We start from the raw sequence: 16,361 nt of genomic DNA, 5'->3' as shown, positions 1-16,361 counted from the left end.
TGTACGCCTACAAATTAAATAATCCGGATTGCTTTCTTATTTTCGTGAACTATAAAAAACTGAACGAATGAAGAAATCTTTATTGCTACTCTGCGCTTCCGGATTATTCCTAAACCTACAGGCGCAGCAGCAAAAACTAACCTTTGAGCAGACACAAGGTAAAATTCCTTCTCTGACCAATCCCATCAATACAATCTCCGGCTGGAGTGATGAACAGCATTATATAGAAACAGATCCTAAAACCCGTCAGCAATACACGGTTGACGTCAAAACAGGAACAAGACTTCCTTACACACCCCCTCCCAAAAGCGATGTAAGCGTAATGATCAAAGACAATGATGTCTATATTCAATACGGCAAACAAGAGCCTAAAAAATTAACCACAGATACTGCTGCTGAAAAGAACCCTACACTTTCTCCTGATGGAAAATATGTAGCCTTTACACGGAATGGCGATCTTTACGCGGTCGATGTGACCAGCGGAAAAGAAATCCGTTACACCACCGATGCGACCGATGTAATTTATAACGGTTATTCTTCCTGGGTATATTTCGAGGAGATCTTAGGCCGTCCAACGCAATATAAAGCCTTCTGGTGGTCTCCGGACAGTAAAACAATAGCTTTTATGCGTTTCGATGATACCAAGGTTCCTATGTTCCCTATTAACGGGTCGACAGGACAGCATGGCTATGTCGAAAAGACACGTTATCCTAAAGCTGGAGATCCGAATCCTGAAGTACGTATCGGTTTTGTACCTGCTTCCGGCGGTGCTGTAACCTGGGCAGACTTCAATGCTAAGGACGACCAGTATTTTGGCACACCTTACTGGAGTTTTGATAGTAGTAACCTAATGGTTCAATGGATGAACCGCGGACAGGATAACCTTAAATTCTACGCAGTTAAACCAAATAATGGGGCAAAAACTGAGATCTATGATGAGAAGCAACCGTCATGGGTAGATCTGGATTACGATGAACGCATTACTTATCTGGGTGACAATAAACATTATATCCTGAAAAGTGACCGTACGGGCTGGGCACATTATTACCTATATACATTGGCAGGCAAGCTGATTAATCCAATTACGAGCGGCAAATGGCAGGTAACTAAACTACTGAAAGCGGATGAGAAAAATAAAATCATCTACTTCATGGCAAGAAAAGAAGCCTCTACCACAACCGACCTGTACCGGGTTAATTACGATGGAAAAGGACTAAAACGACTGACCTTTGGAAACTATACGCATCAGGTTGCTTTATCTCCATCGGGCAAACAATTTATCACGACATATTCCAATGTTTCCACTCCACCAAAACAGGCATTGCTGGATAACAACGGTAAACTGATCCGTGAAATTGCAGACAGCAAATCTCCGGACTTCGGAAAATTCGCCATCGGCAAAACAGAAATGATTACTATTCCTACTGATGACGGATACCTGTTACCAGCAGTAATTACTTACCCGGTTAATTTTGATGAGTCTAAACAATACCCCGTAATTTTCAGCATTTATGGAGGCCCTAATGCAGGAACAGTAACCAATACCTGGAAAGGCACAGCCGGACAGTGGTGGGCAAATGAAGGTATTATCCAGATCGCTGTAGATCACCGTGCTTCAGGACAATTTGGCAAAGAAGGCGTTGCGCTTATGCACCGTAACCTAAGTAAATGGGAAATGAAAGATTACATTACCGCAGCGCAATGGCTGAAGGCCAAGCCATGGGTTAACCCAACTAAATTACTCATTACCGGTCATAGTTACGGTGGTTATATCACAACAATGGCTTTAACCAAAGGCGCCGATTATTTTGATTATGGTTATGCAGGAGCGCCTGTTACCAGCTGGGAATTGTATGACACCAGTTACGCAGAGCGTTTCATGGACACGCCGCAGGAAAACCCTGAGGGTTATAAGAATGCATCTGTACTAACTTACGTAGACCAGTACAAAGGTCTGTTACGCATTATGCATGGTGACATGGATGACAATGTCCACATGCAGAACACGATACAACTGATAGACAAATTACAGGATGCTAACAAACATTTTGAACTGATGATCTATCCGGGTGGCAGACACGGCTGGGCGAACACAAAAGGAAAGCATGATTTTTCTGAAAGAGCACGTTTCTACTACCTCAATTTGCTGGACAAACCTGTTCCTGCAGATTTGCTGAAATAAAGAATAAACTCTTTAGCTTGTTGAGAAGCTAGAAAACGGCGGTTCCAGATTTGGGGCCGCCGTTTTTGTTTAACCCTCCTTCGGGTTTCAGTTTCATAGAACACGTTAATTTACACAGTAACCCCACAAGACCCAACAACCGTATGGGCTCTTGTGGGGTTACTGTGGGTTCTGGTGGGTAATTTGCGACCGACAGTAAGAGAAGACTCTAACAACACCCGAACGAAACAAGGGAATGGACAGGATTAACAAAATGCAAAACATATTCCCAGATAAAGCATTCATTAACACCATATTGCTTAATGAAAGGACATTATTACTGAATCGATCACGTCCTTTATTCTTTTCTTTGTTATAACCAAATATCAATTATGAAAAAGATCTGTTTATTTATTGCCGGGCTCCTCCTGTCCTGTTCCGTTTTTGCCCAAAAAAATTATCTGGAAGAATCTACGTCTGCTAAAAAGCAACGCCTGCAATGGTGGCAGGATGCTAGATTTGGTATGTTTATCCACTGGGGTCTATATGCTGTTCCTGCGGGAGAATACAACGGGAAGGATGGTGGTGCCGAATGGATAATGGATACACATAAAATTCCAACATCAGAATACGAAAAATATGCCGCACAATTTAATCCTCAGAAATTCAATGCCAAAGAGTGGGTAAACATTGCCAAAGGTGCCGGAGCAAAATACATCGTATTTACTTCTAAGCATCATGATGGTTTCAGTATGTGGGACAGCAAAATAACCAACTACGACATCATGGATGCGACACCTTTTAAAAGAGATGTGATTAAAGAACTGGCAGATGCCTGTAAAGCTGCAGGGATCGAGTTCGGTCTTTATCATTCTATTATGGACTGGCACCAGCCCGATGCCAACCCTAAACAAAAAACTGAGCAGAAGCCCGATTTTAGTAAATACAGAGAAGAATATCTGAAACCACAGTTAGCAGAACTAATTAAAAAATATGATCCGGCTATCTTATGGTTTGACGGGGAGTGGACTCCTGAATGGACCGAAGAACAAGGTAAAGATCTTTATAATTATTTACGAACCCTCAAGCCGTCCCTGATCATCAATAATCGTATCGGCAAAGCTCGTAACAGTATGGCGGGAATGAATAAATATGAAAATGCTGCCGGAGATTTTGGTACGCCGGAACAAGAAATCCTGAAGTCAAATTCCAAGGATTATTGGGAAAGCTGCATGACAATTAACAACAACTGGGGATTTGTAAAGAATGATCATAATTGGAAATCGGCCGAAAAGCTGATCGACAATTTAATCGATGTGGCAGCAAAAGGTGGTAACTACCTACTGAATGTTGGCCCGGACGCACAGGGAGAGATCCCGGAACCAAGTGTTGAACGTCTGGCAGAAATGGGTAAATGGCTTGATATTAATAAGCAAGCGATCTATGGAACTAAAAGTCTAACTAATTATAAAGAAGGTGATAACATCCGCTTTACGCAAAGTACTGATGGCAAAATAACCTACGCTATTTTTGATAAGCATAGCGGTGATGAAATTAAGATCTCTTCCATCCATCCAAAAGCAGGCTCAAAAATATATCTGCTTGGTATAGATAAACCGTTAACCTGGACAAAAAGCAATGGTGGCTTTACCGTTAAACTACCCGCGGAACTACCCGGCAAATACGCCTGGGTACTTAAAATTCAGCCGGCTGCCTGAATTTTTAATTGAAGGTATTGAGTTAACATTAGCGGCATTTTACACCAAAATCAAGGATGGAAATAAAAATCGTAATTCCACTAATTTGACTGACTTTTCGTTAAGCTGGGATTATAGCCGAAATGACTTTTATATAAACGGGAAAAATGCGAAACATTTTCATAACCTACCTCATAACAAACATCTGCAACGGTTAATTGAGTGGAAGAAATTAATTCTTTAGCTTTTTGTAACCGTTTTTCCTGAATCCATTTCGCGGGGGTGGTTTGAAATAATGCCTCAAATTCACGGCGAAAGCCTGACAAACTTCGTCCTGAAATGTATGCCAATTCTTCAAGTGTATAAGGCTTAAGGTAATTTATTTGTACAACATTCATTAAATCTCTGGTATCATTGCGATTAAGATTCATCAATTGTTGCAGGAAAACAGGATTTTCTTCGGATAAGTCATAAAGTAATTCCAATATTTTCAATTTATACAAACCTGTTTTTATTTTTTCAGTATCATCAAAATAGGGCTTTAACGATGCTAGAAAGGTTTGCAACCGTATTCCATAAGGATGAATCAAAATTTCATTATTTGGTGTGTTATGTTTAGAATAATCATCCATTTCAACTAACTTAATAAAATCAAGAATAATATCTTTTTTCAGAGAAAAGGAAACACTTTCATACATATAATCATCTTCTTTTTCGCCTCTTTTTACAATCTCAACATAAGTTGCTTTTTTCATTAATAACATTTCTCCCTTTTTTAGAGATAACAACTGATTACCGATTTGTAATTCATTTGTTCCTTCCACAGCGAATAATAAAAAATGCTCTTTGAGCATATTCGTTTTATGAAATGGAGTTTTATGTTGTTGCCTACAAATTTCTGTCGTTCCAATTTTGTCAGATGTTAGTACGATATGTGTTCCCGCATACAAGTCCTTATTCTCAACTTTTTTCTCAATATTCATATTGCTCTGATTTTCGGAAAATTACATAATCCTTTACTGTATAATTCTAATTAACGTCAAAAATATATTGAAAGAAATAGTCATTAAATATGGAAGTTTTAGCAATCGTGTTGTGCTTTCTAATATGGAAATTTGAACTATTTAAAATTCGAAATATGATACAGTTTAAAAATTCAGAAAAAGTATTCAAGATCAATGGGTTGTCACAGGTCGTAGAAATTCCATTAGGAAATCAGAAAATGTTAGTGCTATCCGGACAAATTCCTCTCAATCAAAAGGGAGAATTGGTAGGTAATGACGTACGAACACAAACGGTTCAAATTTTCGAAAATGTAAAAGCTATTTTAGAAAGTTGCGGTGCTAGTTTAAACGACATTATAAAACTCGGGATATTTATAACAGATATTTCGCAAACGGCTGTTTACAGAGAAGTAAGAGACCAATATATTAATCTTGAAACGCCACCAACAAGCACACTTTTGGAAGTGAAAGGGTTGTTTAGAGCTGATATTTTTATTGAAATTGAGGTTACAGCTATTGTAGCAAACTAATTTCTTTAGCCACAAGACTAAGCCAATTACTTTCCATAGGAGTTGATATGTAAGCTTTTAATATAAAGAAAACAATTTATGAAACATGTAATTGTCGTAGCAATGATGATTCTTTTAATCTCAGCATGCAAAAAAGACAGCAGTATTGATGATGATAATATCGTGGATAGTGTTAAAACTCCATCTGACAAAACATCATGGTGGCAACCTAAGGCTGGTATGTCCTTCGATTGGATGCTGGATGACCTTCAACCCGGAGCTTCCTTTACGTCTGAAATTGTGGACGTCGATGCATTTACAACCTCTGCCGCACAAGTAGCCACATTACACGCTCAAGGTAAAAAGGTTATTGCCTATATTTCTGTGGGGACAATAGAAAACGACAGACCTGATGTTAATTTACTTCCCGCGGATGTCATTGGAAAAGTATACCCGGAGTGGCCTAATGAGCGCTGGCTGAACATTAAAAAATTGGATAAGTTAAAACCCTGGCTCAATTCCAGAATCAATATGATTTTAAAAAAAGGATTTGATGCAATAGAACCTGACAATCTTGATAGTTACTCAAATGAGACAGGCTTTAAAATAACCTTGAATGACACGAAACTATATTGCGACTATCTTATAAAACTGGCACATGAGAATGGTTTAGGTATCGGTCAGAAAAATGTGCAAGAATTATCGGTGGAGTACAGTACTAAATTCGATTGGGTATTAACTGAAGATGCTTTTGATCAAGGCTGGCAGAAGGATGTTAAATCTTATATAGATCTTAACAAACCCGTATTTGTAGTAGAATACACCGATAAAATATCTGAAAAAACATTTGCAGATGAGGTATGTCCAGCTTCTCAAATTTTAAAATATACGGCTGTACTTAAGCACAGGAACCTTGATAAATGGGTTTTCAAATGTAAATAAACACATTCATCATTAAGAAACTCATTAGTTTATAAATTGTAATGTATATAGCGACTGTAAACCTTGTATAGTTTTGCAGTTGCAATATAAAATGTCTTATCCTGAAATGGCAATACAGTTTACTGAATTAATTTTAGATAGACTATACACGCAAATTTGTTATTCCTGTATCAATTATACAAGTTGCTTTTCATTTGGTTTGCACCATTTAGGTTTCCATCTTTTTTTCAATGGCCCGTGTTTCAGGTGTGCCTGCTCTGGAGTTAGACAATCACAACTACTCCCATTGCTGCTTCAATTGGATAATGGTAATATCGCTTACCCAAACTTGCTCAGCTCTATAACAGATAGATTTTAGATGTAAAACTTAGGTAAAAACATGTTCCAGGTCCATTTGTGAATTAATTTTTTAAGTGCGTTTTTGCTTTTGGCGCAACTAATCCAAAACTATATTGTCCTATGACTATGAAGAATTTTATTTTCCTAGTATTATCTGTTTTTTCATCAGTCGTATGTCTTGGCCAACAAAACCATTCCAAAAACACCGTTCCACTAAAGGCGCAATTTATTACCAGCGATATACCTCAGTTCTGGGCAGCTTTTGATTCTGCCGGGCGGGCGCCGCTTAGGAGCCGGGAAATTTATGATGAACTTTATTTTAACAAAGGCTCCTACGGCTTGGGAATATTTAAGACTGCGGCCATAGGGACTACCGAAGCATTCGCTTCCAAGATCGAAAAATACGATAAGTATTATCGATCTATCAGAAGGAACACCCTTCAGGTACAAGGTGCCATACCTGCAATGAGGAAATCGTTTCAGCGGCTGAAAGAGCTTTATCCTGCGTCCGTATTTCCTGACGTTTATATCGTAATGGGGTCAATGGGGTCAGGTGGGCGTTCTATGGCCGAGGGACTTTTTATCGGCGCTGATGTAAACTGTGCGGATGAAAGTTCAGACTTCACCAACATAAGCCCAGCATTCTCCAAAGTCTTAAAATCCTTGACTTTGGATAAAATGCCAACCCTAGTGACACATGAATTAATCCATTATCAGCAGAACTATACCGATACCAGCAAGAACATCCTTAGTCGTGCTATAGCAGAAGGGAGCGCCGACTTCGTATGTAAACTGATAACCGGTACTACTGCTAACCATCTTTTGCACCAATACGGGAAAATGCATGAAAAAGAATTATGGACGCAATTTAAAAATGAACTTAGCAGTAATGATATTCAGAAATGGTTCTATTATCCTGCGACCGACTCAAGGCCTTCAGACCTGGGTTATTACATTGGGTATAAGATCACGGAAGCCTATTACCTGAGGTCAAAAGATAAGAGAAAGGCAATTGAGGAAATTTTTAATATAAGCAACTTCCGCTCGTTCTTAGAGAAAAGCGCATACGGATCAAAATTGTAATATAAATTTTTGGAAGTTGCACGGTGCAAGTGCGTAAGCTTTGAAACTTAAAAATGTTTTTACTGAATTTAAACTAAGATATACAGTATGTGAGTTTTTATATATATTTCATGCTTTGACCAAGCTTAAGTTAAAGCTAAATAATACATACTATCACAACTTATAATCATTGTTAAATAAATCTGCTAGATAAACATTAAATAACAGTCTCAAAAAACGAAGGTATGACCAATATCTAACCTAACTTTTGAAATTATGAGAAAATGATTAAATCACCGTAATAAACTAATGCCATTTATTACGTAGCGAAAACAGTAATCGGTAACCTATTTTGACTATGGAATTTGAAGTACTCTAACTATAGAAGAAGATGTAGAAGTTGGTGATCTTGTAATACAAGATAATAAGATAGGAGATATTTGTAGCATAGTTATTGTAATTAATAATAATATTATATATTTGTATCGTCATTTCCCTCGGGAAAAGGACCTGGTTGGCCGCATTACCGTAATTGCGGCATTTTTTTTATCTCTGATTTTTATACCAGTCTTCTCTTTTTTCAAAATATTCCCGATTCCGTTTGCTGTCAATATGAAAGCAACTGACTATGATGTAATCTGGGGTAACTCGTTGCATGATCACTAGAAAGTTTTCTTCTTTATACCAATAGTACTCTCTACTGATTCCATCGGATTCAGGATAATCAAAGCAAGTGATTTCTTCGTCCTGATAGTTTTCTAGTATGCATCTAATCCATTGTACCTTGTTCGCGCGATGTCGATCAAATACCCGTTCCCTACCTTTGCCTTTCCTGGTAATTGAATGCACGAATGTTTCAGGGTAGCCCCCATAGCCTTCGATTGTAGATGCACTCATGATTATTCTAACCGTAAGACCCTTAAATACAAAAGGGTTATCTATAAAATCACGAACGTATATTTCATAAATTTCATCTAATTGATCGTAAGTTGGATCCATAGACAATCCAGGAATTAAGTCATCAAGTTCAAATAATTCCATTATTGCCGAAGTGGTGCCTGATGATCTGAAATTTTAAATTTGGTTTCCCACGGGGTTGTTCCTTCGTCAAGACAAAAGCCCGATTTCGCTTCTAAATATTGTACGAATTCAAGCTTTGCGGGATTTGCAGGCAAATTATCTTTAATATTGGTTCTAGATTTATAAGCAATTGCACCTATGAAAAGATCTGTGAGCTGAAAAAACTCATTTTCGTGCGATCTTAAATGTTGGAATCTCCTGAATGGCGAAACGCCAGCGCATTTTTCATTTAAATATTCTTTTATCTTACTTAACTTTTCTTTACCCTTTGTATCCTTATAATCGATAAATATGCGGTAATCACCATTCGTGGGCATTGGCTGTAATAGATGAAAAATAATCCTGTAGTAATAATTGTCATGTTTCCCCATATTAAAGTCTGAATGGTCAAGACGCTCTTTGTACTTCACTAGAATACAACTAAATTCAAGAGGTGTTTCGAAAAAATAATCCACCAGCTCTTTATAGAGATCCAAGTTTTTTGCAGAAAATTTGCTCCACTTAAGCTCCTTAAACTTTCCATGCTTCTCCTTAATGCTCCTAATGCCTAGTCGCAGATCCTTAGACACTAAGTGTGGCACTTTAACGTACCCTAAAGTCATGATCGAAATTCCATCATGTTCTAAATGGCAGCTTTCATCTAAAAATAAATCGTAGGTCATAATTAATAAGCAGATCTCGGCAAAGATAGCATCATTCGTTTATTTAAACTTATCACTATGTCATTTATCGATATTTAGGTCTTCATTTCACCAACCAGTTGCGCGAAGAGGGAAAAAGTATAGACGAGGCCATAAACATTGCCGGGGAGACCAGATTCCTGCCCGTTGTACTTACATCTATCACTGCCATCTGTGGCCTGATTCCGATTGCCATGAATCCCAATCCACAGATCGCACCACTTGCCATCGTACTGATTGGCGGACTGATAAGTTCTACAATTTTATCGCGTATTGTGACCCCGGTTATGTATAAGCTCATACCGCCGCAAATGGATGAGAAGATATGATAAGTGATGAGAAGACCTATCGGGTTTGGCCAGTACTATCCCCGCTTTCTTCTTTCCCGGGCCTGGCGCCTGAGCTCGCGGTCGGTCTTTAATTTTTCGAATTGCTGGATTTTCTTGTTGATCTCAGCCTGCTTCTGCGGGCTGAGGCCAACTGTGTATTTGATCCCCTGAAAAAGACTCTGCCAGATAAAACTAAAAAATGAGTGCGTAGGATTACGTTTATAATCGACTTTTGCAGTAATGAAATTACCCTTGCTATCTGGATTGTCTGCATTTATGACCATGGCATTGGCCAGCATGGAGATAAGCCCCTGCTTAACCAGCCAGTCTTTACCTTCTACCTTTTTCAGCAGCGTAACCGAAAGATCATTATATGCGAAATTAAGCTTTCCTTTCGCCTGGTTCTCGTCGGCAGCAATATCAAAGCTTAGTTTTCTGACCACCCCGCTTTTAACTTGAAGCATCCCCAGAGGTTTGGTAATTCTGTTTAGCAGTGGTCCATCCAGATGCCCCAGCTCTCCTTTGTAGGAGAAAGCACCCTTTTCAGATAGCAAATCGAACCGAAAATCTACAATCAGCCTGCCCTGCCCCATCATATCGCTTCGAAGATTGGCCTGCATAACCGGATTTTTAGCTTTGGCTTTAGCTTCATTGGTTACATTTAACAGCGTACCGGAAGTATTCTCGAAAGTGATCTTCCCCTTCATCTTACTTTCTCTATCGTACTCGGCATAACTGAGATCCAGATTTGCCAATGTCAGCTTATGGATGGTAACCAGTCCTTTAACACTTTGCAGTAGCTGATGCGGAAATTTACCCATTCTTACCGTTCCTCTGGAAGGAAGTTCATTGTTATTAAAGACAGACACATAACCATTGCTGATGTTCATTTCATTGGCAAGCAGCTCCTGTTTCCTGACATATAAAGGCAGGTCTATTCCTTTCAGATCAATATCATTCAGCAGAATACTAAACCTGTCTTTGGCGAAACCAGATACCCTCGCGAACTCCATTTCTCCGTAGCGTGGTATAACGCCAAACTTACGTACGTTCAGCTTGCCGGTGGAAGAACGGAAAGACAATTCATTTAGTTCGATATGATAAAGGCTGTCCGGTGTTGCATACTTATAATCACTGAGATTAATCCATACATCTTTTAACAAATAGAAACGCCCGGGATCTGTCGCTGACCCTGCATCTATAAGCCAGTCTTTTAAGCTGATATTCAACTTATTTAAAGAATCTGTAACCGGCACATCACCGTTCTTGTTCACATAGCTAAAACTGATATCCTTAAGATCAATGCTCTGAACGCTGATCTCTTTTAAAAACTGTGATATATAGGCGTATGGAGATTTATAGGGCCGGGGCAGTCTGTCTTCATTAAATTCCAGCTGTTTATTGGTCATCACGACTTTGGGATGTTCAAACAGAAGCTGATCTACCCGTAAACGCTGTCCTTTCCAAAGTTGATAAGGATGGAAGTTTCTGATTGTTAATTTCTTTACTGTAACCGCATAGGTGTTATTGGGCGCACGCTGCAGGCGCACGAGCTTGTTATAGATAACTGTATCCGGGATAATTTCCACATCACTTACTGAGGCATTGCCGAAAAGAAAATTAGTATTAACCCTTGAAAATTTAACACTGTACAGGCTGTCAGTTGAATTGAGGACGAGATCTTTCAATTCACGCGTTATAGCCGGCCGCATCCTTGCTGCCAGTAACCACGAAGCCGCATCTGCCAGAGCAAACAGCAGGAACAGGGTAATAACTATCCATTTGATCAGACTGATTGTCTTTCGTGATTTTTCATTCATGCAGCAGCTCTATTGTTTACAATATACATAATTCACTTCACACAATATTTATTTTTCGAAGCTGTCGGAAAGGCTTCCCATTAATTTTTATTTTGCTGCCGCTCTTGTTCTTTTTTCTTTTTTTCTTCTTTCTTTTCCTCTTGTTTTTCCGCCCTCTTTTCTTTTCGATCTTTGAGCTTTTTCTGCATGTCTTTATTCCCCTGTTCCGGACTTTTCATCGGAACAATACCTAGTCCGACGGTTTCTCTAAGACCGACAAATACACTTTTCCATAAGAGATTAAAGAAAGAAGCGGAAGGTGTCCTTTCGAAATCAATTTTCACCTCGCGGAGTTCTTTACCTGGCAGAGGATTGGAATCCTTGATCAGGATGTTATTGGCAAGGAATGACAAGAATCCTTTCTTTTTAGGTGCCCCTCCATCTTCGTCCACTTTGAGCAGCCGTATTTTCAAATCAGTATAACGCATCTGCATTTTACCTTTGGCACCATAACGATTGCCTTCTGCCTCAAAGTCGATTTTACTGATTTTGCCGCTTTCCATTTCTACTAAACCCAGTGCGCGGGACAGTGGATTGAGTTTAACCATATCCATTGGGCCTATATGACCTTTATAGTGAAATCCAGCGACAGGGGAACGAAGTTTGAAATCTATCCGGATATTTAGATGCGCTGCCTTAACCAAATCTGCTTCAAGCAGGGCAACGGCCACCGCACTCTTATCCAGAGAAACTGAATCGTTGGTTACATTTAAGACATTTCCTTTCAAATGGTCAATGTGTATAGTGCCCTTTTGTTCTGCCATTGGGTTATACTCGGTATAAGCTACATTGAGCTGGCGGAGTTTCAGTGTATCAATTGTTGTCGCTACCGGTAACCGCTGCAATGCCATATGAGGGAAATTCTTCGTCTTATCCTGCGTAGCGTCACCCGGCAATTCACGGTTCATAAAAATCTTTGCAATACCAGAATTGAGCAGCAGACTTTGCGCATGCAGCACACCTTCACTATTTAGTCGCAGATAATCTATACCCGAAAATAGGATGTGCTTAAAATGTAGATCATATCGGTCTTTCTGTGTTCCAAGTTTTCGGCTGAACTCCAGTTCAGGATATTTAGGGATCATCCTGAAGTTTTTTACCTCCAGTTCTTTTTTTCGCAACGATCCGGTAATACTGTCAACCTTAGTGGTATACATCCCATCCTTAGATGGCGATTGATAACCGGCTATTTCGAACCTGACATCTTTCGTATAATAAAAACGGGTGGTATCATCGTCAGAATGTTCATCAAGCAGAAAATCCCGGACGGTGAGATTCAGCTTATGTACCGAATTAAGTTTCTTACCTGTGGCCCCGCTGATATAATCGAAATCTGCATCGGCAATGCGCATTGCCTTAATCCGGACAGCATGTAATGTGCCTGAAAGAAGTTCATACAGGCTCTTTGGCTTTGTCTCAGTCTGAGGCCGGTGCTGTCCGGCATAATATGTCATGTTAATAGAAGGCTTATTCAGGATAATATCATTCAGATCTATTTCCTTTTTACGCCAGATGCGAAGCAGGGAAAGCCTGCGAAGCTGCAGTTTCGCCAACCGGAGCTCAAACAGGTGTGTAGGTGCAACTTTTTTATCCAGTAATGCATTGAGCATTACCGTATCCGGCCGCAACCAGATGCTGTCCGCACTGATGCTACCTGTAAGAATGTTCAGGTGAAGATCTTTCACACTGACCTGATATAGCCCCTGCGACCCCTTATTGACAGCTTCTGTGATCTTTTTTTCCAGTTCAGGTTTCCAGTTTTTACTGAAATATACCGAGACTCCAGTTAACAGCACTAATACGGTTAAGACTGTCAGGCCTGTCCATTTTAATATTTTCCTTAATTGCGGATTTTCGATCATAAACCGGGTATTTGTATACAGAGACAAATGTGTACAGGACAATGTTTGACATTCATCAGATCTTTTTAAATGCTGCCAATTTGTCATTTACGAATTATATTTAGTATTTTTGCGCCTAGTAACATTTAATCCGATATGATCGATTTACAGCTAACAGATAAGACACACGATGAAGAGCGTCAGGGTGAAGCCCTGATTATTGATGCACCTAAAGCCCTTAATGCCAGAAAGCTATATATTGAAAGTTATGGTTGTCAGATGAATTTTGCCGATTCTGAAATTGTAGCTTCTATTCTGCTCGACCAGGGTTTTGAGACAACAGGAAATTATCAGGAAGCGGACGCCATCTTCATTAATACCTGCTCGATCCGGGAAAACGCAGAACAGCGTGTTAGAAATCGCTTATCACAGTTCGGAATTGAAAAACGTAAAAACCCGAAACTGATCGTTGGTGTACTGGGCTGCATGGCCGAAAGATTAAAATCTAAATTTCTGGAAGAGGAAAAACTTGTCGATGTTGTAGTCGGACCTGATGCTTACCGTGATCTGCCAGCACTGCTTGAGCAGGTTGGAGAAGGCCAGAAAGCAATTAATGTGCTCTTATCACGCGAGGAGACCTATGCTGATATCAGCCCGGTTCGTCTGAACGGAAATGGGATTACTGCTTTTATCTCTATTATGAGAGGTTGCGATAACATGTGTTCTTTCTGTGTGGTTCCTTTTACCAGGGGACGTGAACGCAGCCGTGATCCGCATTCAATTCTGGCGGAAGCACAGGACCTGCATGAACGTGGTTACAAAGAAGTTACACTGCTGGGGCAAAACGTGGATTCTTATAAATGGAAAGGATCTGATCAGGCAGATGACCAGGCTGAAACCATGGTTAATTTCGCACAATTACTCGAAAAGGTTGCATTGATCAGCCCGGAACTCCGTGTACGTTTCTCCACTTCACACCCGAAAGACATTACCGACGAGGTACTATATACAATTAAAAAACACGATAATATCTGTAACAATATCCATCTGCCGGTTCAGTCGGGCAGTACCAGAGTATTGGAACTGATGAACAGGACCTACACAAGAGAATGGTATATTAACCGCGTGGATGCAATCCGAAGTATCATTCCTGAATGTGCCATCTCTACGGACATCATTGCGGGTTTCTGCTCGGAGACAGAAGAGGAATTCCAGGAAACCTTGAGCATGATGGATTATGTGGATTATGATTTTGCATTCTGTTTCAGCTATTCGGAAAGACCAGGAACAATGGCCGCCCGTAAACTGGAGGATGATGTTCCTGAGGAAGTCAAAAAACGCAGGCTGAAAGAAATTCTGCTGAAACAACAGGAGTCATCCCGGAAACGTTTGCAGGAATCTGTTGGCAAAACAGTTAGAATTCTCGTAGAAGGCTATTCAAAAAAATCGGACCTTGACCTTTGCGGCAGAAATGACCAGAATGCAATGATCGTATTTCCGGCTGTCGAAAATGTTAAGCCCGGTCAATATGTAAATGTCGTGATTGAGCGTTGTACATCAGCGACCCTTCTGGGCAGAATTGCAGATTAACAAACTGATTTTTTTACAAAACATACTTTTATTTTGGACGTACAGGATATCAAAAACCGATTTGGAATTATTGGCGGCTCACCCTTGCTCAACCGTGCAATAGATATTGCCAGGCAGGTAGCCCCGACAGATATGTCCGTGCTGATCACGGGCGAAAGTGGTAGTGGTAAAGAAGTTTTTTCCCATATCATTCACCAGATCAGTGCCCGTAAACATGGTTCTTTTATCGCAGTGAATTGCGGAGCTATTCCGGAGGGTACAATTGATTCGGAATTATTCGGCCATGAGAAAGGCTCTTTTACCGGCGCACACGAAGCGCGCAAAGGATACTTTGAAGTAGCAAATGGCGGTACAATCTTTCTGGATGAGGTGGCAGAGCTACCTCTTGGTACGCAGGCACGCCTGCTGAGAATTCTGGAAAGCGGTGAATACCTGCGGGTAGGTTCTTCCAAAGTGCAGAAGACAGATGTCCGGATCATTGCTGCAACCAACGTTGATGTATATAACCGGGTTAAATCTGGAAAATTCAGAGAAGATCTTTATTATAGATTAAATACCGTTCCATTGCGCATTCCGGCTTTACAGGAGCGTAAAGAAGATATTTACTTATTATTCCGTAAGTTCTCTGCCGATTTCAGCGATAAATACCGCAGCCCCGGCATTCAGCTGGACAATGAAGCTATCCAGTTACTGACAAATTACAGCTGGCCTGGAAATGTCAGACAACTGAAGAATATTGCAGAACAGGTTTGTGTGTTAGAGAAAGACAGAAATGTCACCGCACAGGCACTAATGAACTATATTCCAAATGAAGGTGGCAGCAATCTTCCTATGGCTATTAACAATAATAATAAAGAGGATTTTTCTGAACGTGATATTTTATACAAAGTTCTCTTTGATATGAAAAAGGATATGATGGACCTGAAAAAACTGGTTGCAGAAATTATTCAGAGCGGTGGTAACACCTCGCATATCATGGCTGAGAACCCGCATTATATTAATCAGCTTTACCAGGATGTAGATCCGGAAATGAGCCACGAGAATACGCTGACTATTAAAAAACCTTCTCAAAATGCCCCGGTAGATTATAATTACACGCATGATGCAGAAGAAGTGGAAGAATCACTTTCCCTGATCGACAAAGAATCTGACCTGATTAAAAAGGCTTTAAAAAAGCATAAAGGCAAGCGGAAATTTGCTGCACAGGAACTGGGAATTTCAGAACGGACGCTCTACAGAAAAATTAAAGAACTGAATTTAAATTAAGC

The 16,361-nt window shown here is 39.9% G+C and carries 13 protein-coding genes; 8 read left to right on the top strand and 5 right to left on the bottom strand.

The genetic code is table 11. The features are described from left to right. Positions 1 to 67: 67 nt before the first annotated feature. Both BM192_RS07070 and BM192_RS07065 read left to right on the top strand, forming a co-directional pair. Complete coding sequence (locus BM192_RS07070; RefSeq protein WP_037442365.1) at positions 68 to 2,182, top strand: S9 family peptidase; 2,115 nt, start codon at positions 68 to 70, stop codon at positions 2,180 to 2,182. A gap of 371 nt (positions 2,183 to 2,553) precedes the next feature. Then, a complete protein-coding gene (locus BM192_RS07065) occupies positions 2,554 to 3,879 on the top strand; it encodes an alpha-L-fucosidase (RefSeq protein WP_037442363.1) in 1,326 nt (441 codons plus the stop codon). Between the two features lie 80 nt (positions 3,880 to 3,959). Here the strand turns inward: BM192_RS07065 and BM192_RS07060 are convergent, their stop codons facing one another. After that, positions 3,960 to 4,841: a helix-turn-helix domain-containing protein gene (locus BM192_RS07060; RefSeq protein WP_037442361.1), complete on the bottom strand. Its 882-nt coding sequence runs from the start codon at positions 4,839 to 4,841 to the stop codon at positions 3,960 to 3,962. Between the two features lie 89 nt (positions 4,842 to 4,930). On the opposite strand from BM192_RS07060, the gene BM192_RS07055 reads away from it, so the two are divergent. From BM192_RS07055 to BM192_RS07045, 3 genes are all read left to right on the top strand, one after another. Further along, a complete protein-coding gene (locus BM192_RS07055) occupies positions 4,931 to 5,392 on the top strand; it encodes a RidA family protein (protein ID WP_212611580.1) in 462 nt (153 codons plus the stop codon). Positions 5,393 to 5,470: 78 nt separating this feature from the next. After that, positions 5,471 to 6,313: an endo alpha-1,4 polygalactosaminidase gene (locus tag BM192_RS07050; RefSeq protein WP_051760035.1), complete on the top strand. Its 843-nt coding sequence runs from the start codon at positions 5,471 to 5,473 to the stop codon at positions 6,311 to 6,313. Positions 6,314 to 6,778: 465 nt separating this feature from the next. Next, positions 6,779 to 7,735 carry a gliding motility protein GldB-related protein gene (locus tag BM192_RS07045; protein ID WP_074963937.1) on the top strand — a complete coding sequence of 319 codons (957 nt, stop codon included), beginning with the start codon at positions 6,779 to 6,781 and terminating at the stop codon, positions 7,733 to 7,735. A gap of 525 nt (positions 7,736 to 8,260) precedes the next feature. Here the strand turns inward: BM192_RS07045 and BM192_RS07040 are convergent. Continuing rightward, the gene (locus BM192_RS07040; protein ID WP_037442359.1) at positions 8,261 to 8,755 is read right to left on the bottom strand and encodes a hypothetical protein; all 495 of its coding nucleotides are present in this window, start codon (positions 8,753 to 8,755) and stop codon (positions 8,261 to 8,263) included. After that, entirely contained in the window at positions 8,755 to 9,456 is a 702-nt protein-coding gene (locus BM192_RS07035) for a DUF3800 domain-containing protein (RefSeq protein ID WP_037442357.1), read from the bottom strand. The genes BM192_RS07040 and BM192_RS07035 overlap by 1 nt, the downstream gene beginning before the upstream one ends. A 62-nt stretch (positions 9,457 to 9,518) precedes the next feature. On the opposite strand from BM192_RS07035, the gene BM192_RS07030 reads away from it, so the two are divergent. Next, positions 9,519 to 9,803: an efflux RND transporter permease subunit gene (locus tag BM192_RS07030; protein WP_201771393.1), complete on the top strand. Its 285-nt coding sequence runs from the start codon at positions 9,519 to 9,521 to the stop codon at positions 9,801 to 9,803. A gap of 35 nt (positions 9,804 to 9,838) precedes the next feature. On the opposite strand, the gene BM192_RS07025 is transcribed toward BM192_RS07030, so the two are convergent. Together BM192_RS07025 and BM192_RS07020 are read right to left on the bottom strand one after the other, a co-directional pair. Continuing rightward, complete coding sequence (locus tag BM192_RS07025) at positions 9,839 to 11,623, bottom strand: hypothetical protein (RefSeq protein ID WP_037442353.1); 1,785 nt, start codon at positions 11,621 to 11,623, stop codon at positions 9,839 to 9,841. Positions 11,624 to 11,703: 80 nt separating this feature from the next. Next, complete coding sequence (locus tag BM192_RS07020) at positions 11,704 to 13,524, bottom strand: AsmA family protein (RefSeq protein ID WP_037442351.1); 1,821 nt, start codon at positions 13,522 to 13,524, stop codon at positions 11,704 to 11,706. 135 nt (positions 13,525 to 13,659) lie between these two features. Between BM192_RS07020 and miaB the strand changes: the two genes are divergently transcribed. Next, positions 13,660 to 15,093 (top strand): tRNA (N6-isopentenyl adenosine(37)-C2)-methylthiotransferase MiaB, encoded by a 1,434-nt coding sequence (gene miaB, locus BM192_RS07015; protein ID WP_037442349.1) that lies wholly within the window; start codon positions 13,660 to 13,662, stop codon positions 15,091 to 15,093. Positions 15,094 to 15,126: 33 nt separating this feature from the next. Further along, the gene (locus BM192_RS07010) at positions 15,127 to 16,359 is read left to right on the top strand and encodes a sigma-54 interaction domain-containing protein (protein WP_037442347.1); all 1,233 of its coding nucleotides are present in this window, start codon (positions 15,127 to 15,129) and stop codon (positions 16,357 to 16,359) included. Positions 16,360 to 16,361: the final 2 nt, after the last annotated feature.

The organism is Pedobacter antarcticus, assembly GCF_900112985.1.
Lineage (GTDB): Bacteria > Bacteroidota > Bacteroidia > Sphingobacteriales > Sphingobacteriaceae > Pedobacter > Pedobacter antarcticus.
The sequence above is the reverse complement of the archived record's forward strand: the minus strand, read 5'-3'. Positions and strand labels throughout refer to the sequence as shown.